19 protein-coding genes and 1 other RNA gene are annotated in these 22,004 nt (G+C 54.0%); 11 read left to right on the top strand and 9 right to left on the bottom strand.

The features are described from left to right. Positions 1 to 65: 65 nt before the first annotated feature. Complete coding sequence (gene purN, locus SH467x_RS00575) at positions 66 to 662, top strand: phosphoribosylglycinamide formyltransferase (protein ID WP_482369373.1); 597 nt, start codon at positions 66 to 68, stop codon at positions 660 to 662. Next, the gene (locus SH467x_RS00570; RefSeq protein WP_482369372.1) at positions 659 to 1,486 is read left to right on the top strand and encodes a hypothetical protein; all 828 of its coding nucleotides are present in this window, start codon (positions 659 to 661) and stop codon (positions 1,484 to 1,486) included. The genes purN and SH467x_RS00570 overlap by 4 nt, the downstream gene beginning before the upstream one ends. A 64-nt stretch (positions 1,487 to 1,550) precedes the next feature. Here the strand turns inward: SH467x_RS00570 and SH467x_RS00565 are convergent, their stop codons facing one another. The 4 genes from SH467x_RS00565 to SH467x_RS00550 form a co-directional block, all read right to left on the bottom strand. After that, entirely contained in the window at positions 1,551 to 2,240 is a 690-nt protein-coding gene (locus SH467x_RS00565; RefSeq protein ID WP_482369371.1) for a response regulator, read from the bottom strand. Positions 2,241 to 2,263: 23 nt separating this feature from the next. Continuing rightward, positions 2,264 to 2,962, bottom strand: coding sequence for a phosphate signaling complex protein PhoU (gene phoU, locus SH467x_RS00560; RefSeq protein WP_482369370.1), 699 nt, complete (start codon positions 2,960 to 2,962; stop codon positions 2,264 to 2,266). 75 nt (positions 2,963 to 3,037) lie between these two features. After that, the gene (locus SH467x_RS00555) at positions 3,038 to 4,843 is read right to left on the bottom strand and encodes an Hsp70 family protein (protein WP_482369369.1); all 1,806 of its coding nucleotides are present in this window, start codon (positions 4,841 to 4,843) and stop codon (positions 3,038 to 3,040) included. 46 nt (positions 4,844 to 4,889) lie between these two features. Continuing rightward, entirely contained in the window at positions 4,890 to 5,501 is a 612-nt protein-coding gene (locus tag SH467x_RS00550) for a DUF447 domain-containing protein (protein WP_482369368.1), read from the bottom strand. 56 nt (positions 5,502 to 5,557) lie between these two features. Here SH467x_RS00550 and SH467x_RS00545 point away from each other — a divergent pair, with 56 nt between their 5' ends. After that, positions 5,558 to 6,835 (top strand): phenylacetate--CoA ligase family protein, encoded by a 1,278-nt coding sequence (locus SH467x_RS00545; RefSeq protein ID WP_482369367.1) that lies wholly within the window; start codon positions 5,558 to 5,560, stop codon positions 6,833 to 6,835. Between the two features lie 84 nt (positions 6,836 to 6,919). Next, an RNA gene (gene ffs, locus SH467x_RS00540) (signal recognition particle sRNA small type) lies at positions 6,920 to 7,014 on the top strand. Positions 7,015 to 7,042: 28 nt separating this feature from the next. On the opposite strand, the gene SH467x_RS00535 is transcribed toward ffs, so the two are convergent. After that, on the bottom strand, positions 7,043 to 7,501 hold the full coding sequence (locus SH467x_RS00535; protein WP_482369366.1) for a response regulator: 459 nt from the start codon (positions 7,499 to 7,501) through the stop codon (positions 7,043 to 7,045). Between the two features lie 140 nt (positions 7,502 to 7,641). Here SH467x_RS00535 and lysS point away from each other — a divergent pair, with 140 nt between their 5' ends. The 6 genes from lysS to SH467x_RS00505 all read left to right on the top strand — a co-directional run bounded on the left by lysS (position 7,642) and on the right by SH467x_RS00505 (position 15,734). Then, the gene (gene lysS, locus SH467x_RS00530) at positions 7,642 to 9,228 is read left to right on the top strand and encodes a lysine--tRNA ligase (RefSeq protein ID WP_482369365.1); all 1,587 of its coding nucleotides are present in this window, start codon (positions 7,642 to 7,644) and stop codon (positions 9,226 to 9,228) included. Positions 9,229 to 9,317: 89 nt separating this feature from the next. Beyond that, the gene (gene ychF, locus SH467x_RS00525; RefSeq protein WP_482369364.1) at positions 9,318 to 10,409 is read left to right on the top strand and encodes a redox-regulated ATPase YchF; all 1,092 of its coding nucleotides are present in this window, start codon (positions 9,318 to 9,320) and stop codon (positions 10,407 to 10,409) included. A 39-nt stretch (positions 10,410 to 10,448) separates the two neighbouring features. After that, a complete protein-coding gene (locus tag SH467x_RS00520; RefSeq protein WP_482369363.1) occupies positions 10,449 to 11,387 on the top strand; it encodes a phosphatidate cytidylyltransferase in 939 nt (312 codons plus the stop codon). A gap of 70 nt (positions 11,388 to 11,457) precedes the next feature. Next, positions 11,458 to 12,444: a PhoH family protein gene (locus tag SH467x_RS00515; protein WP_482369362.1), complete on the top strand. Its 987-nt coding sequence runs from the start codon at positions 11,458 to 11,460 to the stop codon at positions 12,442 to 12,444. Between the two features lie 18 nt (positions 12,445 to 12,462). Beyond that, positions 12,463 to 14,820, top strand: coding sequence for an HD family phosphohydrolase (locus SH467x_RS00510; RefSeq protein ID WP_482369361.1), 2,358 nt, complete (start codon positions 12,463 to 12,465; stop codon positions 14,818 to 14,820). Positions 14,821 to 14,915: 95 nt separating this feature from the next. Continuing rightward, positions 14,916 to 15,734, top strand: coding sequence for a hypothetical protein (locus SH467x_RS00505; protein WP_482369360.1), 819 nt, complete (start codon positions 14,916 to 14,918; stop codon positions 15,732 to 15,734). Positions 15,735 to 16,124: 390 nt separating this feature from the next. Here SH467x_RS00505 and SH467x_RS00500 read toward each other — a convergent pair whose 3' ends face one another. From SH467x_RS00500 to SH467x_RS00485, 4 genes are all read right to left on the bottom strand, one after another. After that, entirely contained in the window at positions 16,125 to 16,763 is a 639-nt protein-coding gene (locus tag SH467x_RS00500; protein ID WP_482369359.1) for a PIG-L deacetylase family protein, read from the bottom strand. Between the two features lie 73 nt (positions 16,764 to 16,836). After that, positions 16,837 to 17,610: a sugar phosphate nucleotidyltransferase gene (locus tag SH467x_RS00495; RefSeq protein WP_482369358.1), complete on the bottom strand. Its 774-nt coding sequence runs from the start codon at positions 17,608 to 17,610 to the stop codon at positions 16,837 to 16,839. 100 nt (positions 17,611 to 17,710) lie between these two features. Further along, a complete protein-coding gene (locus tag SH467x_RS00490) occupies positions 17,711 to 18,202 on the bottom strand; it encodes a hypothetical protein (RefSeq protein ID WP_482369357.1) in 492 nt (163 codons plus the stop codon). Between the two features lie 82 nt (positions 18,203 to 18,284). Then, entirely contained in the window at positions 18,285 to 19,064 is a 780-nt protein-coding gene (locus tag SH467x_RS00485) for a sugar phosphate isomerase/epimerase family protein (RefSeq protein ID WP_482369356.1), read from the bottom strand. Position 19,065: 1 nt separating this feature from the next. Here SH467x_RS00485 and SH467x_RS00480 point away from each other — a divergent pair, with 1 nt between their 5' ends. Then, positions 19,066 to 21,993, top strand: coding sequence for a hypothetical protein (locus SH467x_RS00480; RefSeq protein WP_482369355.1), 2,928 nt, complete (start codon positions 19,066 to 19,068; stop codon positions 21,991 to 21,993). Positions 21,994 to 22,004 lie beyond the last annotated feature (11 nt).

Genomic DNA, 22,004 nt, shown 5'->3' with positions numbered 1-22,004 from the left:
CACCGAGTAGTAAGACTTCACACAGATCGAATCCAAGCAACTTTCTCATTCACTTCCAAGCTCTCATGACCTCTCTGCCGATTGCTGTCCTCATCTCGGGTGGGGGAACCACCCTTAAAAATTTGATCGACCTACAACAACAGAATCGATTGCCTGTCGAGTTTCGCCTTGTGATCAGCTCGCGTTCCGATGCGGGGGGGCTGCAGTTTGCTAGTGATGCAGAAATTCCTGCTCGAGTCGTACCCAAGCGAAAGGGGCAGTCACCTGAAGAGCATTCGGAACAAGTGTTTGCACCGATTCGCGAGAGAGGCTGTGAATTGGTGGTGATGGGAGGGTACTTGCAACACGTGTTGATACCGTCCGACTTCGAGAATCGCGTGATCAATATCCATCCCTCGTTGATTCCATCGTTTTGTGGTCAGGGGATGTATGGTTTGAGAGTGCATCAAGCCGCGATCGACTTTGGGGTTCGAATCACAGGATGCACCGTGCATTTTGTCGACAACGAATACGATCACGGTCCGATTCTGCTCCAGAAGGCTTGTGAAGTCCTCGCGGACGACACGGCCGAGTCGTTGCAGAAGCGAGTCTTTGCCTTAGAGCGTGAAGCCTTGCCGGAAGCGATAAGGCTTTTAGCGAAGAAGTGGGGTTACGGCGGATGAATGCACGTGCGCGCCCTTTCTCTTGTTTTTTAAGCCGAGTCCGGTTTTGTCGGTCGGTGTTCTTTTGGAGTTGGATCGCTACGGCGACCGTCGCGCTGGGGCAATCGCCGATCGATCGTTCCAAGTGGCTTTCGACGGCGCCGGGGGAGTATTTGCGACTGATTCAAGCAGGAAATGTTTCCATTCAAGCCAGCGATAATTTGTTACAGCAGAAGGATAAAGTCGGCGCTACGGAATTCAAGCTTCAGATCGGCTATCGGTACACGTACACGATCGAATCGGTTGAAGAGCGAGATGGAACTCAGCTGGCCCGCCTACGCGTAACGTACCAGCGGCCCAAGTTTCGGATTACGCATGTTATCCACGTGGAGTCCGACTTCTCGCCCCCGGATCCTTGGTCGAATCGCTTGATGAAGCACGAAATGGATCACTTAGCCATAAGCACAGACCCGCGAATACGGGCGATAGTTGATGGCGTTTTAGGTTCGACGGCATCGTATGAATTCCGTTGGGAGCAATCCACGTCACCTTCGGATAAACAGATTCGCGAGGAGATCAATCGAGCGAGTACCGAACGGATTTCCGATGTCGAAAAAATCATTCAGCTTGCATACGATCAGTTGGACGATCGAAGCATGCAAGGGAATAGAAAGATCGAGTCCCGAGGAGCGTTCTTTCAAGGGTTGTTTATAGCGCGATGGCTACAGGAAACAAACCTCAAAACGTTTCGCTCGTATGCCGCCCAGGAGATGGAGGCATGGGGGCGGAGCGTCCCGGTCACCAAGTTAGAAATGCATTACCGGGAGTCGTGGAAGGCGGAATGAGCAGCTGCGCCATTTGAGAGATCAGGAGGGTGTCGCGGACAATCCACTGGTGGAGATCGAGATATCAATCGTCTTGGAAACGGTAACCGACACCGCGAACGGTCTCGATGGCGTTGGCCTTTTCGCCAACTTTCTTGCGGATTGCTCGTATATGGACATCGATGGTTCGTTCCAAGACGAGAGTGTCTTCACCGAGGGCGGAGTCGATGAGTTCGCAACGTTCGAAGGCGCGGCCGGGTTGTCTCATCAGGGTGTCGAGCAGTCGAAATTCGCTTTTCGTTAGTTCGACAGCTTGCTCGTCCACTGTTGCGCGGTATTTGCGGCGATCGAGGGTGATACCGCGGCGCGTGACGACGTCGTTGTCATCTAGAAGTGCGAGGGATTTGCGACGAAGCAGGGACTTGATCCGTTCGAGCAATACACGGACGCTGAAAGGTTTGGTCACGTAGTCATCCGCGCCGACCGAGAAGCCGATGAGTTGATCGCTTTCCTCGGATTTGGCGGTCAGCAGGATGACATTGAGTTTGGATGTTTCAGGATTAGCGCGGAGTCTGCGGCAGACTTCGACTCCATCGATCACCGGTAGCATCACGTCGAGAAGGATTACATCGGGGAGCCTGAGTTGGGCTTGGTTCAGACCATCGCGACCGTCGAACGCTTTGAAGACTTCGTAGCCAGCTTTGTCGAGGTTGTAGAGAAGGACTTCGGAGAGAGCTCGATCGTCTTCGACAACCAGTACTTTGGTTCTTGGCATAGGTCTTCCAAGGGAGTGGGGGGCTATGACCCGCTTCCGGAATTCGGAGAGAGTCCAGAGTGGATTGAAAATTGACGGTGACGCACAATGACGCCGTTGACCATATAAATGATGTCTTCGGCGATGCTAACCGCATGATCCGCGATTTGTTCAAGGTGACGCGAAGCGGAGAAGCAGTGCATCGCAGCCGAGATTAGTCCGCTGTCGGATGACATCAACGTGTTGAGAACATCGATCACCTCGACATTCTTCGCATCGACTTTTTCATCCTCCAGGATGACACGATAGGCAGCATCGATATCGCGATTGACGAAGGCATCGAGGCTGCGACGGACCATCGAATTCGTCATCGACGCCATTTGTTCGATTCCGGAAGGGATCGGGAATTCGGGAAAAGCGCAGAGGCTGTCTGCACGCTGCGCGATATTGCATGCCAGGTCGGCAATTCGCTCCAAATCGTTATTGATCTTCATCATTGTGGTGATGCGGCGAAGATCCGCTGCAACCGGTTGGTGGAGCGCGAGCATTTTGAGGCACTCCTCTTCGATGCGTACTTCCACGCGATCGATCTCATTGTCGTGCTCGATGACTTCGGCTGCCAGCGAGCCACGGCGTTCAACGAGCGATTGGACCGATTTGCCAATCATCTCTTCCACGCTTCCGGAGAGTCGAAGGAGCGAATTGTGGGCTTCGTTGAGATCTTGGCTGAGGTGCAGTGACATATGGATAGCTTTCAATGGGCGAGATCGTAGCGACCGAAGATGAAGAAATGATGAAGAAGAGATGAAGAGCGTATTCTATTCTGCGTCGTCTCGGACGCGGATTTCCAATTTCCAGGCGTCGGGATTTCGAGTGCTTTTGCACGAGAGTTCCAAGGTTCCGAGTTCGGTCACTTTGGCGTGAAATCGGACGGGCACAAGGCCTTGGGTGTCGGATGCCGGCAGTTCGGTTTCCATTGGGGATGTTTCGAGTAACTCCTCGTCGTCCCACTGTCGAAGCAATGTTCCGGGGCTGTCCTCGGAGCGTGAAGTGCTTGAAAAAAATCGGAAGCGAGCTTTGCGTCCTGTACGGAGGCCGACCTCTTTGCTTTCGATATCGCGTTCGGTTCCTTCCTCCATCCCTTGCGGAACGACGCAAAGGGCGTGGAGTGGTCGAGGCATACCGGGAATAGCGGGTCCGGACGATTCGATACCAATGTAATAGCTCCGAGCGGTTCCGCCGCGGATTCGAATCCCGCCGTGAGTCTTGGCCCATCCATAGTAAGCCGCCCCGCACGCAACGGCTTGATCCAGTTCCTCGATTCCACCGAGAACCTGAGGTCCTCGGAGCGACTCCGATCCGGTGGCATTGTTCGGTTCGGATTGCCAACTGCGGATCGTTTCGATCAGTCGCTGGCGAAATGCATCGGAATTGAAAACACCCCCGTTGAAGAGAAGGTGGGAAACCGATTGTTGATTCGAATTGCGAAGGTGGTCGGCCAAAAAGGTCGCGATGTGGCGCGTGATCGCGGAGTCTGGTTCGAATGGCAGTCCGATTTCTTGGAACCCCGTATCGGTGTCTTGGAGGGCTCGTTCTTCTTTAGCGACTTTCGGAAAGAAGCCATCTACGAGAGTTGCCTCGACGATCGATCGCTCCAATTCGATCGAGATCGTGCCGCCGATCAATTTGCTACCCCGTCCGAGAACGTTGATAGGGAAACTGGCGGGAGCATTTGGTTTGAGAAGCGCTTCTTTTGCCAGCCGGCATGAATGCCAGAGCGAGATGGATTGCCATGCGTTCAGTTTCGAACCTTTGGCAGCGAACAATTGCGAGGCCACATGGGCGAGCGTCAGGTCCATATTGTCCCCACCCACCAGCAGGTGATTGCCGACCGCTACTCGCTTCAGTTGGAGTTCGCCCGCTTCCTCCACGACTTCGACCAGGGTCAAGTCGGTTGTTCCCCCTCCTACGTCGCAAACAAGCAGCGTATCGTGCTTCTTCAGGTGTTTTCTCCACTGGTCCCCGTGGGCGAGAATCCAATTGTAGAGGGCCGCTTGTGGCTCTTCGAGAAATACAAACGAATCAGGGAAACCGGCCGCGAGGGCCGCCATTTTGGTGAGTTCGCGAGCATCCAGATCGAACGAAGCGGGAACGGTCAGGACAATATGTTGATCTTGGAAAGGTGCGTCAGGGAATTGCAGGTGCCAAGCGTCGATCAAATGCGCGAGATACGCCGTCGTCGCATCAATGGGCGAGATTTTGGAATCCGGTTCCTCGGATCCCCAGGGGAGTAGGGGCGCGCTGCGATCGACCTCTCGGTGGCACAGCCAACTTTTTGCAGCGGCGACACAATGGTCAGGTTGTTCGCTCGCAACGCGGCGGGCGTACTCGCCGACGACACCGAATGGCGATCGAAATCCCGAAATCTGGAGCGACTCGTCGATTGGACCTCGTGAACGAAGCAAAAATGAGGGAAGGGCTAGCCGACGTTCCACCGTCCCCGGTGCAACCACTTGCGGAATCGGAAGAACTGCCACCATCGCATCCGGTTCATCCAGCGGGGCGAACGCAACGACGGAGTTGGTCGTTCCAAGATCGATTCCAATGCAATACTGCGCTGCCATTCCTGAGGACCTTATGGGGTGTTGTAGTCATATTTCCCGGCGGTCATTATGTCGACATCGCCTCCTGCAGCAACTCCAACGCCTCCTGCTCGTCCGTCCCCGCAGTCTTCTCGATGAAGACGCGGTGCCTCTCGCATTCCGATTGCCATTCGTGTGGAGCCAGCCATTGTCTGCGACTGACCAAGATCGCAAGTTCGAGGATGCTATGTTTCGCTCGATTCCATCCCCAAAAGGGGCGCAGTTCCCATTTCTGGACCATGGAACAATCGGCATGGGCTCGGGGAGCGGACACATCCCATCGTTCCGCGCGAAGTGCGAAGGCTTGGCAAGCCTGCTCGAGCATCCAGCCCTTCTCTGGTACCCAAATTGACGTGCGACGCTGTTGTAGCCGATCGGACCAATGCTGTTGCCGATGGGGAGGCAAAACGATTGGTGCAGGAGTGTTGCCAATCCCCAAGACCGACGCAGCCATCAGCAAAGCGTCATCGGTCACATGGAAAATCGCTCGGTTGGTGCGAGCGAAGTTCTGGAAGGTGGTTGACGTTTGAAACGGCTTGACGCTCCAGGACCGAAGTTCGCGATCGACGTGAGGGCCGATCGGAGCAACGTGCATCGAACCGTCCGCGTTTTCTGTCGTTATAATGCCTTCGATAATCATCGCTTCAGTTTAGCTTTGGACCGGAAGGGTCAAAGCCCACACTTTCCAACTTTCGGATGACAACACGAATCCCTGCGGACCGATTTCGCCGTTCCATTCAATCTGTTTCTCGAGAGGAACTGCAGCAATACCAGCTGGAACGACTCAATAAGCTGCTCGCGAAGACTTTGCCCTTCAATCGAAATTACCAGGAGCGGTTTGGCACTTCGCATTTGCAAGTGGAGTCGTTGGAGCAGTGGAGCCAATTCCCTACGTCGACCAAGGCCGAGTGGCAGTCGGATGCGATCGATGGGATCGCGAGGCATCATTCGTACCCGCTGAATCAGTACCGGCGCTATCACCGGACCAGTGGTACGCGTGGTCGTCCGATGGTGATTCTCGACACCGCCGAGGATTGGGATTGGTGGACGTCCACTTGGCAATATGTCTTGGATGCTTGCTCGATCGATTCCAACGATCGCATCTTGATGGCTTTTTCGTTTGGTCCGTTTATTGGGTTTTGGTCCGCCCACGATGCTTGTTTACAGCGAGAGTGTTTGGTCATACCGTCGGGTGGTTTGTCCACATTGGCACGCATCGACTTGATTCGAACCGCATCACCCACGGTTCTATTTGGGACGCCGAGCTATGCATTGCATTTAGCTCAGGAAGCGGCGTCGCGTGGGATTTCGCTGCGAGACAGTTCCATTCGCACGGTCTTTGTCGCCGGAGAGCCGGGAGGCTCCATTTCGTCGGTGCGAGCCCAGCTTGAGGAGCTTTACGGCGCTCAAGTCATGGACCATGCTGGGGCGACGGAGATTGGACCTTGGGGGTTTGGCACAGCGGACGGCAAGGGGCTACATGTCATTGAATCGGAGTTCATCGCCGAGTTTCTGCCTCTGGCCCCATCGATTAGCAACGCCGATCCCAGATGGCGGGAACTGGTGATCACTTCTTTGGGGCGGTCTGGCGCTCCGGTCCTCCGATACCGCACGCAGGACATTGTGCAGCCGGTGTGGGATCGAAACATCTCGGGAACCGAATTCGTGCGGCTTGAGGGTGGAATCTTGGGTCGGGCCGATGACATGTTCGTCGTACGGGGCGTCAATGTCTTTCCGACCGCCATCGAATCGATTATTCGTCAGTTTCCCGGAATAGAGGAATTTCGAATCCGAGCTCAGAAGCGCGGGGAGCTCGATGAAGTCGCCATCGACATCGAGAGTCCGGAGCCAATGCAAACATTGCTCGAAGAAGCGTTGCAGGTCCAGTTAGGCTTGCGAATACCCGTGGTCCCTCTTCCGGTGGGAAGTTTGCCGAAGAGTGAAGGAAAATCGAGACGGATCGTCCGCAGTTGAGTTGTCGCAGATAATTCCACCTCCGTAGCTACCCGAGCCGTTCTATGTTTGGTACTATTAGATGACTCGAACAAACCACTGCTCGTCAGTGGCTCTCGCGAGGGGGAAGCGTGAACCTGGTCAGGACTTAAGTGGAGCAGCCATAAGCGTCGTACTCTTGTGCGAGGGCCTCTAACGGGCAGTTTTTTTTGCCACCGGTCGGCTGGATTAGTAGGACAGCCGAACCCAATCTTGGGCAAAGTGGGGTTTTGGCGGTGCGACTTTGGCTGCTGCGAGGTGGGGTAAACAGAACGTTTTATCGACCAACTCGAGAAACAGTTCAGGCTCGAAAGGTTTCGGTAGGCAGTAAACTCCGCCAGCTAGGTTGAGTGGTTCGATCCATTTGGAATCGTAGGCATCGGCCAAAAAGAGAACGGGGCAGTCGAGCATTTGTTCTGTTGTTCGCAGTTTCGCTACCGCTTGGGCGGCCCCGATGGGATCGGTTGCGAACGAGTAGACGATCAGATCGAAAGCGATCGATTGCGTGGCTTGTTCTGCGATTTCTACCGTTCGGGCCAAAAAACATCGGTAGCCCTTTTTATCAAGAATCGCTGCCAATCCGGTCAACATGAGTGGGTCCGATTCGACAATCAGGACCATCGGCGGTTTGACAGCTTGGTTTTCCATTCGATTTCCCTACAATTTGCGACTTTTCCAGCCTGCCTCCGACAGCTGCAAGCTCCGGACCCGCATCGCTGGCCCGTTCGACGGCGCCGATGGGGCGTTGTGCGACTCGGTTTGACGCTGTCCTAACCCACTACGGAAACATGGCTGATTCTCGCGAACAAGACAACACCGGTTTAGGCGTTCATCAGGCGGCGAGGCTCGAAAAACTCCACAAAATAGAAGCTCTGGGGCTCGATCCTTGGGGGCAGCGTTTTGACGAGAGGAGCTTCATCCGCAGTGTTCGCGAGCTTGCAGATCAAGTCAAGTACCAAAAAGAGGACGGGACCCTCGTCGAGCTCCCCGACTTGGAGCAGCTTGCAGAGGCTGGCACTCCGGTCGACTACAAGGCTTGGAAGGGGGAGCAAGGGCCCGGGGAAGAGATTGGACCGATGGTCCGCGTCGCCGGCCGGATCTTGCTGTTGCGTTCCGCCGGCAAGCTTTCGTTTTTGAATATTCGGGACTGGACAGGTGACATTCAGATTTTGCTTGCCAAGGGGCAGGTCAGCGACGAGGACTTGGACGTCATCAAGCTTCTTGATTTTGGTGACTTGATCGGAGTCGATGGGCGGCTCGGTCGGACCAACACCGGAGAGTTGACGGTATTCGCCACCAAGCTTCATTTTATGACCAAGACATTGGAGCCACCTCCTGAGAAGCATGCTGGTTTGCAAGATCCCGAGCTTCGTCAGCGAATGCGATATCTCGATTTGACTTACAACCCGGAATCGCTCGATCGGTTTACCAAGCGGACCAAGATTATTCACTCGATCCGATCGACGCTCGCCAAGCATCAGTTTATTGAGGTCGAAGGCCCGACGTTGCATACGATCGCTGGAGGGGCTGCCGCCAAGCCATTCGTAACGCATCACAATGCTCTCGATATGCAGCTGTTCCTGAGAATCGCCCTGGAGCTTCATTTGAAGCGACTTTTGGTCGGGGGCATCGAACGGGTTTACGAGATGGGCCGGGTATATCGCAACGAAGGGATCAGCCCGAAGCACAACCCTGAGTTCACGATGATCGAGCTCTATTGGGCTTATGCCAATTACGAGACGATGATGGATTTGACCCAGCAGATCATTTGCGAAGCCATTCAAGCGACCGGTCAAGGCTATCAGCTCAAGTGGGGGAATCTCGATATCGATTTCACCCCTCCTTTCCAACGCCGCACTTATCGCGATCTGTTCGAAGAGCACACCGGCTTATCTTTCGATGACGAAGCGGGAATCGCGAAGCTAGCGAAGAAGATTGGGCTTCATCCGGACGGAAAGCATCCGGATGTCGTGAAGAGCGAAGTCTTTGAAGAGAAGGTCGAAGACGCGCTCATCGGACCGATCTTCGTGATCGATTACCCGGCCAGCATTTGTCCATTGACCAAACGAAAGACAGGCAAGCCGGAGATTGCAGAGCGCTTTGAGCTGTTCATTCACGGTATGGAATTGGCGAACGCGTACACCGAGCTCAATGATCCCATCCTCCAAGAGAACTTGTTCCGAACACAGTTGGATGGAATGGCGGAAGAGGACTCCATGGCAAAGATGGATCATGACTTCGTAAGAGCGTTGCGACATGGAATGCCACCTGCGGGAGGACTGGGAATCGGCATCGACCGATTGATCATGTTGCTCACGAACGCCAAGAGCATTCGGGACGTGATTCTCTTCCCGCTTCTGCGACACGAGTCGTAGCGAAGGCATTTCTATCGCATGCGGTGAGACGATGGGTCTTGCCGTTTTTTCCTTTTGCAATCCATCCAAATTTATTCGGTTGAGTCGTCATGGAAGCTGGTATTGTTGGGCTACCCAATGTGGGTAAGAGTACGTTGTTCAATGCGTTGACGGGAGCGGGCAATGCGCAGGCGGCCAACTATCCGTTCTGCACTATCGAGCCGAACGAAGGGATCGTAAGCGTTCCCGATGATCGGTTGACGCGCATCACCAAGTACATCGTCCCGCAGAAAGTGATTCCCGCAATTCTCAAGCTGGTCGACATTGCGGGGATTGTGAAAGGGGCAAGCGAAGGCCAGGGGTTGGGGAATAAATTCCTCAGTCACATTCGCGAGGTGGATGCCATTCTCCAGGTCGTGCGATGCTTTTCCGATCCCGATGTGATTCATGTCGGAGGCAAAGTCGATCCTCTTACCGACATTGAAACGATTGAGACCGAGTTGATGTTCGCCGACATTGAGACGCTTGAAGCGGCATTGCCCAAAGCGGAGCGGGCTGCTCGGACGGGAGACAAGGAAGCGAAGCTGCGAACGACGGCGATCCAGCACTGCCTGGAGTTCCTTCACAAAGAGGAACCGCTTCGCAAGTTAAAGCTGGATGAAGCGGAGGCGAAGGCCATATCCAGTTTCGGATTGATGACCGCAAAGCCGATTCTGTATATCGCCAATGTCGATGAGAACGATTTAGAGGGGAAGGGTGAAGCGGTACAAAAGGTACGTGAGTTCGCAGAAAAGATCGGGGCGCAAGTCGTGCCGGTGTGCGCGAAACTAGAAGCCGAGATCGCCGAGTTGGACGAGCCAGACCGAAGTGAAATGTTGGCTGCGGTCGGGTTAGCGCAGCCGGCGCTGCATGTCGTAGCGCAAAGGGCCTATCAAACACTTGGATTGCAAAGTTACTTCACCGCGGGCGAAAAAGAAGTGAGAGCTTGGACGATCCCCATTGGGGCCACAGCACCCCAAGCAGCGGGAGTGATCCACAGCGACTTCGAGCGTGGTTTCATTCGGGCCGAAGTTTATCGCCTCGAGGACTTGGAAACCTTCGGGAACGAGAAAGATATCCGGCAAGCTGGTAAACTGAGGACGGAGGGCAAGTCGTATGTGATGCAGGACGGCGACATTTGCCACTTCTTGTTCAACGTGTAACAGTCGCCTCGTTCTGCATTACTATCGGAAAGTCCACCAGTGCTATCGCGAAGGCTTTTATCTGCAGCGGTTCTCATCAGCCTTTCGCTCGGGCTGATTTGGCTGGACTTGAATCATCAAGTCCGGGGGCAAGCTGGGCTATGGACAATCCCAATGTTAGCGTTCTTTGCGTTGGGGACGGTTTGGGAGTTTGCCACGTTGCTGGGGCGTCGCTGGGCAGTGTCAGCGCCGATGGTCACATGGCACGCATCGATTGCCTTGTTGGTTGGTTTGTTTCCAATCGGATATAGCGTCGTCATGCAGAAGAGCTATCCCGCCGATTGTCCTGTCGGTCGATTGGGTTGGATCCTGATCGGCTCCATGGTGGGAATGGGGTTGAATGGCGTGCATGCATTGACACTTTTTCATCCACCTGGGCAGGAGGGTGCGAGCGAGGAAGAAAAGAATGCATGGCATCAGCGAACCTTGCTCGGCTGGTTGCTCTCTTCGGTCATCATCTGCTACGTCATCTCCGGCTTGTCCCTTTGGCATGTCATTCGCATGCGAGGCGAATCAAGCGGGCTTTATGAGCTCATCGCCTTGTTGGCGATTGTGAAGCTGGCAGACGCCGGAGCTTACTTTTCCGGCAAACTGTTCGGTAAAACCAAACTAATCCCTTCGGTATCCCCGGGTAAAACGATTGAAGGACTGATCGGCGGCTATCTTTTCTCGATTGCGGCGGCATATTTGGCGCTACGGTGGGCATTGCCCTGGATGGGCGTAACGCCCGGCCACACCGGTTGGGGCCCTGGATTGTTGGCAATTCTATTGACAACTGCGGGTTTGGTCGGGGATTTGCTGGAATCGATGGTGAAGAGGAGCGTAGGTGCCAAAGACAGCGGCAATTTGCTCCCCGGATTGGGAGGAGTGTGGGATGTGACCGATTCGGTCCTTCCGGCCTCTACAATCGGTTACCTAGGATTGATCGCCCAGCTTTAAGCCAAAGCACTTTGACTGGGCTGGGACCGAACGCATACCATACATCGAGACGGTCTCCGCCGGAAAGCATATGTCAGAATCAACGATCACTCTATCCGACCCCCATTTAACGCTTCAGTTATTCGGCCCGAACGACAACAATCTTCGGTTGGTCCGGAATCAATTGGGAGTCGCGATTACCCATCGCAACGGACAGATACGCATCTCGGGTCCGAGCGAGTCGGTGCGCATTGCGACGGAAGTTTTAGAGCGATTGAAAGATCGCGTCTTTCGAACAGGCTCATTGGGACCAGACGATGTCGCCGATGTGTTGGGCGGGTCGACCGACAAACGAACCTCGCCAGGATTTGATAAAAACGAAGTTGCCATTGGAAACGCGGGCAGGCGAATCAAGCCTCGAACGGAGGGGCAGGCTGCTTACCTGGATGCGATTCGGCAGCACGATATGACTTTTTGCATCGGACCGGCCGGGTGTGGCAAAACCTATTTAGCCGTTGCCATGGCGGTTGAAGCGTTGAAAGCCAAGGCTATCCGGAAAATTGTCTTGGTCCGCCCGGCGGTCGAGGCCGGAGAAAGTTTGGGATACCTTCCTGGGGATCTCCAGGAGAAGCTCAATCCCTACTTGCGTCCGCTCCTCGATGCCATCAATGAGATGATCGATTTCGATCAAGTCAAATACTTGATGGAGCAAAACGTCATTGAGGTCATTCCATTAGCTTACATGCGAGGTCGGACCTTGAATCAAGCTTTTGTTATATTGGACGAGGCGCAAAACGCCACTGTCGCGCAGATGAAGATGTTTTTGACACGGATGGGTGAAGGCTCCAAGATCGTGGTTTCCGGGGACGTTTCGCAAGTCGATTTGCCACCCGGGACTACCAGCGGTCTTCGAGACGCCGTCCAGAGATTGAATGGAATTCCCGGTCTTAGCTTCGTTCGATTATCGGAGGGAGATATTGTTCGGCATCCGCTCGTTCGAAAAATCGTCGCTGCGTACGACAGCCCCCAATCGCCCGGCCCGCGCCCGTCGAGGGCAAGCCCGCCGGTCGACCGTTAATCCTTTAGACTGACTGCTGTGTCCAATACGAATGCCAGAACCCGCAGCGAGCGTGCTGCGAACTTGCGAATCGATCGCTACCCCTGGAGGGCTTGGTTTGCCAAAGCGGCAACCTGGGAGTCGCTTGGGAGGCTCGGTATCGCTGTCGCCGTTGCGGTCGTAATTGTTATTTTCGTAAGAGCTTGGGAGCCTCCTTTTGCCTATCGCCAGGGCTTCGTTCCGCAGCGATCCATTCTGGCACGCGTTCCCTTTCAAGTTGTCGACGAAGTCAAAACGGAGGTTCTGAAATCCCAGGCTGCACGCGAAGTCTATTGCGTTTACGAGAATCGCAATGAAGCGATCGTACAGCTGGCTGGAGCGCTGCGAGATACCCTTCAAGCTCTTCATGAAGTTCCCGATGTCACGTCGCTGACTAAGCCTCAAATCGCGTTGCTTGATGTGCTCGGAGTGTCGGATGGTGAGCCCATGCCGCAGAAGATTCCGCACGAAGCCGCATTGGAAGCGATCCACAAAACGCTTGCTGGCTCCTCCGATTGGTCGAAGTACACATCGGCGATGCGAGAAGTCCTCGATCCCATTCTCGAGACCGGTACACTCAAAACATTGGCGCATGACTTGGAATTGGGGAATCAGCGTTACATTCGAGTCATCAAACCTGGCATCGAAAACCAACACATCGACGTCGAAGTGCAGCGTGTGAGGCTTGCTGAGCTCAACAATTCCTTGCGAACATCTTTGATAAGAGAGATTCGAAATCTCTTCCCCAACGAGGAATCAAAGACCTTGGCCCAATTGGTTTACAATTATCTTTCGCTCAATTTGCCGGAAACGTTGACGCTCAACACCGACCGAAGCAACAAGGCGAGGCAGGAAGCGATCGCGGCGGTCAAGCCCGCGATGGTCTCTTATGATCCGAACTTCGGATCGATCGTGCCGATTGGCAAGATGCTCGGCGAGAAGGAGATCGCACTTCTCCGGGCAGAGCACGCTGCCTATACCTCAAAGCTCAATTGGAAACTCCGACTTCAAAGGCTTGCTGCATTTTGTGGTCTGATCACTGCTTTGTATGTCCTGGTAGGCTTCTTTATCTATCAGTCATTGGATCGAACCCTTATCACCGACACGATCAAACTCACCCAAGTCCTCGGGGTTTGTTTGGGTTGTGTGATTCTGTCGGTATTAGCCGCGAGCGATCCTTTGCGAGCCGAAGTTGCCCCTGTCACGCTCACTGCCATCGTTGCCACGATTGCATTCGGTCGCCCCACATCTTTGATGTTGATGGCGGCGCTGTCCCTGTTGATTTCGTTCTGCTCTCGGGTCGATCTGTCCGAGTTTATCGTGCTCTCCAGCGCTGCAGCGGCAGCCACCCTATTGTGTGGGCGGATTCGAAACCGAACCCGTCTCATTTATGTAGGGCTAGGAGTCGCGACCGTTGTGTTCTTTACGGTACTTGGACTCGGCGTGATGACCGGGCAGTCGGGGGGAGTGATCACCGATGGGCCAGCGATGAGCGGGATCCAAACCTTTACCAACAGCTTATTCCCCGTTCGCTTGATCAACGAAGCTGCTTGGCAGGCCGTGATCGTTTTCGCATGCGGACCTCTCATGGCTGGTTTGCTCCCGGTGTTCGAACGTCTCCTCGATGTTCAAACCGATTTAAGTCTATTGGAACTCAGCGACATGAGTCATCCGCTTCTTCGGCAATTGGCCCAGCGAGCACCAGGTACGTACAATCACAGCATTTCTGTGGCGGCATTGGCTGAGTCGGCGGCGGAGGCCATTGGGGCAAACGGACTGCTTGTCCGCGTCGGGGCCTGTTTTCACGACATCGGGAAGATGTTCAAGCCGAATTATTTCGTCGAGAACCAAACCCCAGGTGCAAACCGGCACGACACATTGCAACCCGCAATGAGCACTCTCATCATCATCGCACACGTCAAGGATGGCGCTGACTTGGGACGCAAGCATAAGCTCCCGAAGCGGATCATCGATTTCATCGAGCAGCATCACGGCACGACTTTGGTCGAGTACTTCTTCCGGATGGCGACGAAGAAAAGCGAACAGGATCCGCACGCCGTTGAAGTCGCGGAAAACACATACCGTTATCCTGGTCCCAAACCTCAGACACGGGAAGCCGCTGTTCTGATGTTGGCAGATGCGGTGGAAAGCGCTTCGAGAGCTTTGGTAGAGCCAACCCCATCGCGCCTTCAGAACTTGGTCGAGCAGATTGCGATGAAAAAGTTGCTCGATGGGCAATTCGAGGAATGCGCGTTGACACTGAAAGAATTAGAGCTGATCAAAACATCTCTTACCAAGAGCCTGACCGCCATTTATCACGGCCGCATCAAGTATCCTGAGAAGCAGTCAGCAAGTTAATTCACCCTGCAGACTACCTCTCTGCTATAATCCAGGGAAGCAAAGAAGCTTCCCGAATGCCCTCTATTTTGTTCCATCCATGGGAGCAATGAACTATGTCGAAAATCAAAGCCATTCTACTCCTTGTTCCCGCCGCGCTCGTGTTAGGTTGTGCCTCGACAACCTCGGTGGATGTCGTCGATCTCAACAAAGTCCTGCAGGCTTTGGCGACAGTGCTCGATGAGTCGGCTGCTTCTTCGGCTGCCACCGCGGATGCAGCAATCACGGCGGATGCAGCCAACAGTGCAGAAAAAGCCGATAGTGCGGGGGGCACCGCGGTCACCGTCGCGGCAGCGAATCCAAGCGAGGAAAACTCCGGCAGCCCGACCAATTCGGACAGCCAAACCAATTCGAACAGTGCCATCGAGGGTACCGTCGCTACGGTTCCGGTCCAACAAGACCCTGCGAAAGAAGCGGAGTTCTTAAAGCGATACGCGGCAGAGTTGAACAAACTGCAGGTCATGGCATCTCCAGTGGGTGTCGCCATGGCGCCTGGGGGAGAGATCATCGGATTCAAGGATCCGAATCTTAATAACATTCAGGATGCGGGTGAGGCAAAGGAGTTCACGGTCACGATTGATCCCGACAACCAGCGATTGGTCGCATCGGACAACAATGGGCATCATCGTCCCTATGGATATCGTCCAGGCGGTTTTCTCACTGGCTATCTCATCGCGTCTATGCTCAATCGTCAATCCGGTTATTACAGCGGTCCCAATGCGGGGGCTCGCCCGGATTTCCGTGGAACGACCATGAGTCCAAACGACTATCACAAAACTGCAGTTTCCAGCGCGCGAGCTCGTGCCAGCGCTTCGTCATCGAGCAGTTCAGCTCGCATGAGAACCGGTTCGAAGGGCTTTAGCTTCGGTAAATAAAAGTTGTCTAACCTTCCCCCTTTCCTCTAGCACTCTTCCTCTTCCTCTTTCTCGTACTCGTACTCGTTCTCGTACTCGTACTCGTTCTCGTTCTCGTTCTCGTTCTCGTTCTCGTTCTCGCACCCTCGCTAGTACTCGTGCTCGTGCTCGCACCCGCACTCATGCCCCTATCGGAACATCCCTAACAACAGCACAATCCTTCAACCACGAAAGACACAACGTTCATCGTCTATCGATCGACTCTGTTGCTCGGTCATTCGAGTCGAGCGCATCGTGGGGTGCTGAGTTCGATAAGGATTGCGATAACGACCACCGCCACCCGTTGATCGCATACGATACCAGACGGTCGCTCGATTCCCCGGACGGATACGTCATGGCGAGAGAAGGCCGTCAGGGTGAAAGCGTAATCTTTCTTCCATGAAACGCCTCCGCGTAACCGCTGCTCGAACGGCACTCTACGGCGCGGATCGACATGAGAGCCCGAAAGGTCTCCGTGCTATACCAAGGCTTTTCGTGCTGCGAAGGATAAAGCCGCATAAGCCCCTGCAGCTTGCGAAGTGCATTCGATTCCGAGATGGGGACAAAGACATTTGGCTTCCCCAGATCGCCTTCGTATTTTGGGATCTCGTATTCCAAAATCATGTGATCGCGGAATGTATTCCAAGTAAGCTCTGCGACCAATCGATGGTCTTGGTGTGCGTCATCGATTCGGTGCGTGAAGATCAGGTCGGGTGACGTCCCTTTCGCAATGGCTTGAAAGCGTTCCTTGAGTTCCCGTCGCTGGATTGGAAAAAGGGTGTCCTCGAACGAGTAAACTTGGAGTTCACCTCGGTTCTTCTCTCCGATCCACTCATTGAAGCTCGAGTCGGCTTCCGCGGCACGAACTGGATTGCTTGAGAACACAACCCAATTGAATTTGACATCGGGTTGGGATTGTTGAAGTTCGAGCAACGTTGCGCCGCAGCCGATTTCAATATCGTCTGCATGCGCTCCCAAGCACAACACGGAGCGTAGGGGGGGCCACTTCATTGGATTCTCGTCTTGTGATCTAGAGCGTGTGGACTGCGATCAGGCCAGGGATATTTCGCTCGAAGGGGATCTATTATCGCCAGACTTCCCATGGCGTTTCGCCGCGGGCATGCAAGTCGTCGAACATCTGTTTTTCTTTGAACGTATCCATGCAAGCGAAAAAGCCTGGATAGTGCATGCTGTAGAGCTTTCGCTGTGAAATCAAGCGTTGGAAAGGGGCAGGGATAATCTCCTCACCCTCTTTGATCACGTCGAAGATCTCATTTTCCATGACAAAGAAGCCTGCGTTCGCCAAGAGGTCGGATTCGCTAACTGCGATGATATCTGAAACGGCGCCTGTCTCATCTGCCTCGACACAGTGAAACGTTTGAACCGGTCGAACGGCCATGAACGTCGCTGTGGCTTGATTGGCTCGATGGCAGTCGATCAACTGCGGGAGCGGGACATCGCTGAGTCCATCGGTGTAGTTGGCGAGAAACGTTTGTTCACCCTCTAGGTGGCTTTGCACTGCTTTCAATCGTTGTCCAATGTTGGAGGTGATCCCCGTATCGACAAAAGTAATGCGCCATTCATTGATATCGCGAGAAAGCAGTTCGACCGAGTGAGTGCCACCGCTGATGATGAAGTCATTCGACAGGCACTCGTTGTATTTCAGAAAATACTCCTTGATCAGTTCCCCTTTCCAACCCAGGCACAGAATGAAGTCCTTATGTCCATAGTGGGCATAGTACTTCATGATGTGCCAAAGAATCGGGCGATTGCCAACGTGCACGAGAGGTTTCGGGATTGCTTCCGAGTACTCGCGCAATCGCATTCCGAGTCCGCCACAAAACAAAACAACCTTCATCGACTTCACACTCCCAAGGCAAACCTAGGTTTGCAACACATTTCTCAATACAAGGTAATTCGCTTCGGCATTGTGAAGGACGAGATTGAACCTAGTTGCTTCACTTGGCATCCATTTTTTCGACGCGGCCGAAAAGATGGCCCCCGTGGTTGTCGTGCTTCCAAGTCCCCGAGTACTTTTTATCGTGAAAGAGGACGCGGGCAGAGAACGTACCCAGTCCCGGGATCGCCATCGAGTCCATAACCATGACCGGAGTCCGGCCGACCCACTCAATGTTGAGCTCGACAGGGACCTCGATATCCTTGTCACCGTACTTGATTCTCGCGACGATTTCCCAAAGAGAATCGTAACCATCGAGCTTCTTCGCCGACTTGATCTCGTAGGTTTCTGCTTCCAGTTTCTCCAGGGGCTTGCCATCGATGGTGAAGACTCCCGTCAGTTTTGAATTGCTGAGGTACTCTTCGAATTCAGTGATCGGTGGCTTCGTTTGTGCTGCGCGTTCTTGCGCGGTCGATGGATCGCGTGGGATGATGAGGAACGATGACACGGACAACGTTGCCAAAATCAAACTAGACCAAAACATGGATTTCATCGAAAAGTTCCTTAGCGGTCTGAAGATGGAAAGCGTTCAGAGGTTGCGGCTTCGTCGCGCGCACGAGTAGCAAATCAAAAGGTCACATATTTTTGAGAAACTCAACAGAGGTCGCGATCTCTTCCAATGGGTTACGCGGGTTATCCCTCTCTACAATGTAATAGCCATTGAAGTGTTGCTCCTCCAGCGTCCCAGCAATTTCGGGAAATTCCGCCATCCCCCTCCCCAGCTCGACCTCTGAACCGCGTCCGCGCGAACGATCTCGCACGCCGTCCTTTGCATGGACCAGCATCACGTGTTTTGCGACTTGCGGCAAGGCCTGAAGATCAAAGCCATTGACGAGCAGGTTGCCCGGGTTCAAGGTGATGCCGACCGAGCCTTCAGGAAGGGAATCGATTATGGTTCCAAGGCGATCGAGGGGTTCAGAGCCTGTTTCACAAGCCAGAAAGGCCCCTACGCGTTGGCTGTAGTTCCCCAGGTCCGTTAGAACACTTCGGAGTACCGTGTAGGATAGATCTTCGGGGGATTCCGGAATATTGCCACAGTGGTTCACGACGACGTTCGCGCCGAGATCGTAGGCCATGCGCATCGCTTCTTTTGTTCCCGCGATTCGGCGTTCCAATTCGTCTTCGCATTCGTAACCTCGCCGGGTGGCGTACCTAACCGATGCGACTCGCAAATTTAGATCTTCAAGCAATTTCCGAATTTGCCGCAGCGCTGTGCCGACAATTTCGGAAGGTCGCAGTCCGTATCGTGCGTCGATTTCAATTCCATCGACTCCCATTCGTGCGGCAGCGTGCAATGCTTGCTTGAAGGGTAGTTTCAATCCGGAGAGTTGAATTCCAACACGTAGTCCTGGCAAAATGATTCCTCGTGTCTTGCGAAATAGGAAAGCCTCACCTCGGCTGCAAATGCAATCGAAGGTTCGATCAAGTATCCTCTCTGCTTGCCAGAGTGCCAAGATGCGATTGGGATGGTTCGCTGCTGCTTCTGTTTTTTCCGGAAGCATTTTGCCTTCGCAGGACCTCGATGCAGCGGAGAGCAAGCTGGATGTGGTGCATCGTTGGGACTTTGGAGCCAATGAAGACGCCAAGGCGGATCGCTGGCCGGATGATTGGACCAGACGGACTGGAGTGCGTTACCCCAAGTACCTTTCGATTGGGATCACGCGGCGCGCCACCTCCAAAGAAGAGCTTGCGGAGATTGAGCAATTTCGAAGGACTTTTTCGCAGTGGTCGCTGGCTTGGAAGCTGAAACGATTTCCCTGGCAAATCACTCCGGAATCCACCCCTAAAGAGTTTGATCAGTGGCTCGAGTGGTCGGTACTGAATCCCTACATCGAGTTCCAAATGGATGGAGGGGCTGCCGAGATTGTTTCTCCCCTTCTTCCAGTAGAGCGGGAATCGGTATACGGGATCCATTGCCAGGGGATGGCCAATGATCCGGACATGGGTTACGAGCTGATCGCAACATTGACACTGCACGATCGCGATCGCAATGTTGTTCTCGAGCGTTCCACTCGCGCGCTTCGAGGGGTTGAGAATTGGCAATCTCTAACGACCAACGATCAATACCCCTTTGACCCCAGAGTGGCATTTGCTCAGATTCGGCTCCGTGTCGAACCTTTGAATTCGAAAGCGTTTCGGGGCAAATTTGGAGTCGATGCGATTGAGTTGGTGCGATCGCCACGCATCGCATTGCAGGTCAACAAGCCATCGGGGCTTTTCCTCGCCGGTGAAAAGGTAACGGTGCAGTGCACCGCAACCGGAATGACGGAGAAGCAATCCACATTAGACCTGCAATTAAAAGATCACACCGGTCAGGTTCTTCGAAGAGCAACGAAGGTGTTGAATCCCCTCTCGAGCCCCAATGCACAGGCTTCTCATTTGGTAGCTCTCGATGGCTCCTCGGTCCATGCCTCGCAATCGGGAGGGCTCGGTCGAGCAGATCGCTGGAAAGGCGAATGCAGTTGGGAGTTGGAAGATCTCGAACCTGGATACTATGAAGTCCGGACGCAGTTGGAAAGAAGCCGGGTGGATCGCTTTGAATTGATCGATCGGTTTGTCGTTTTAACCGATACGAAAACTGGGTTGATCAATAACCAAATCGGATTGGCAATCCCTGAGGATCGCGTCCCGTTCGATCGATCGGTGGACAAGACTCGATGGATGGAGTTGTTGCGAGAGATGCACGTCGGCAGGATCAAACTGCCGATATGGTTCGACCCTCGCGACGCAGGGGCTGGAGCGGAACTGGCCTCGCGCATCGATCAGTTTCAAAGCTCGGGAATTCGATGCGTCGGTGTGATCTCGACGCCGCCACCATCGCTCATCTCATTCTTTCCCAGATTGAAAGCGGCCGATACGGCGAGCGCATTAGAAGATCCCAATCTCACGCAAACCTATCTCGATCCGGTCATTCAATCGATGTGCTCCCGACTGGTTCATTTTCAATTGGGCTGGGACGATGAAACGGACTTTGCTAGCAGCCCAGGATTCAAACCTTCGTTGGATGCGATCGAAAAGACAGTGAAGCGATTTGGGCAGGATGTTCAATTGATCGCGGCGCACAATCCCGTTGTGGAGATGGACGATGCACCCAGCATCGATACTTGGCAGCTTCATACTCCGGTAGCGATGTCGAGTTCCGAAACCAAACGACTATTGACCCAACGGCAAAGCGATTCCTTGCGGCCATCTCTCCCTTGGTTGTCCATCACGCCCATTTCTAAGAAGCAATACGGTCTTGAGACGCGAGTACGCGACTTGACCGAACGGATGGTGATGCTGACCGAATCCCCTTGGAATGGGCAGGTAATCGCATGGGCATTCGATCCTGCGTCCGAGGAGGCCTCCATCCTGTCCTCCGCGGGTGGGCCCTTGGAAATGTTCATCCCGTTTCGCAATCTCACTGCGACGCTCGCTAGCGTTCAAAACCTTGGGAGTCTTCCGACTGCCCGTTTGGGTAGGAATGCCGTATTGGTGCGAGACGATCAGGCCTGTTTACTGATTTGGGGCCCTCAAAATGTGCAGGCCAATCTCTATCTGGGGCGAAACATTCGAGCTCGCGACTTGTGGGGGAGAACGGTGCCTGTCGACAACAAACAATCGTCGTTGGGGCCCATTCAGTCGATCGAAATTCGGGATTGGCCCGTCGTCATCGAAGGGATTGACCTTCACGCCGCCCGCTGGCGAATGGGTATGGCCATCGAAACTCAAAAACTAGACGTCGTGGTGGGCCGGGAAGAATTCATCGAAGTACGTTTTGAAAATCCTTTTCCTTTTTCCGTTTCCGGAACACTGTTGCCAGTCTGCAATGCATTGATGGAGGACCAAGCCGCCGAAAGATTCCAAGTCGAAGCCAACGGCGTCGAAAAGGTGGCCATCCCCGTTCGACTCAGTCCCTATGCCAATACAGGCCCCGCACCGATCGAAATCGTAGCTTCGATCGAAGGCCCCGATGGCCCGGTCACGATCACTGCGGAGGATGAATTGCAGATTGGCAGCGATGAATTCGAGTTCGAAGTCAGCTACAGCGTGGGTTCTGACGGAGAACTCATCGTGGAAGTCGAAGCCATCAATCGAGGGGGAAAACCGGGAAGCTTCGATTGCTATGTAAAAATTCCCGGGCGGACGCGGCAACGCACCCAGATCGCCAACCTGACCGATAGAGCGCGCCGTATATTTGTCTTCGACGATGCCCGCGAGCTAACCGGGAGTACGATCTGGCTGCAATGCGAGCAAATCGGCGATGGGCGGGTCATGAACAAACGTGTTCAGGTTACCAACTAGCGGTTGAATCG

The sequence above is a fragment of the Brakhagea slesvicensis genome (assembly GCF_052161625.1).
Lineage (GTDB): Bacteria > Planctomycetota > Planctomycetia > Pirellulales > Pirellulaceae > JBKCUI01.
Note: the sequence above shows the minus strand (reverse complement) of the source record. Positions and strands in the feature narration are given on the sequence as shown.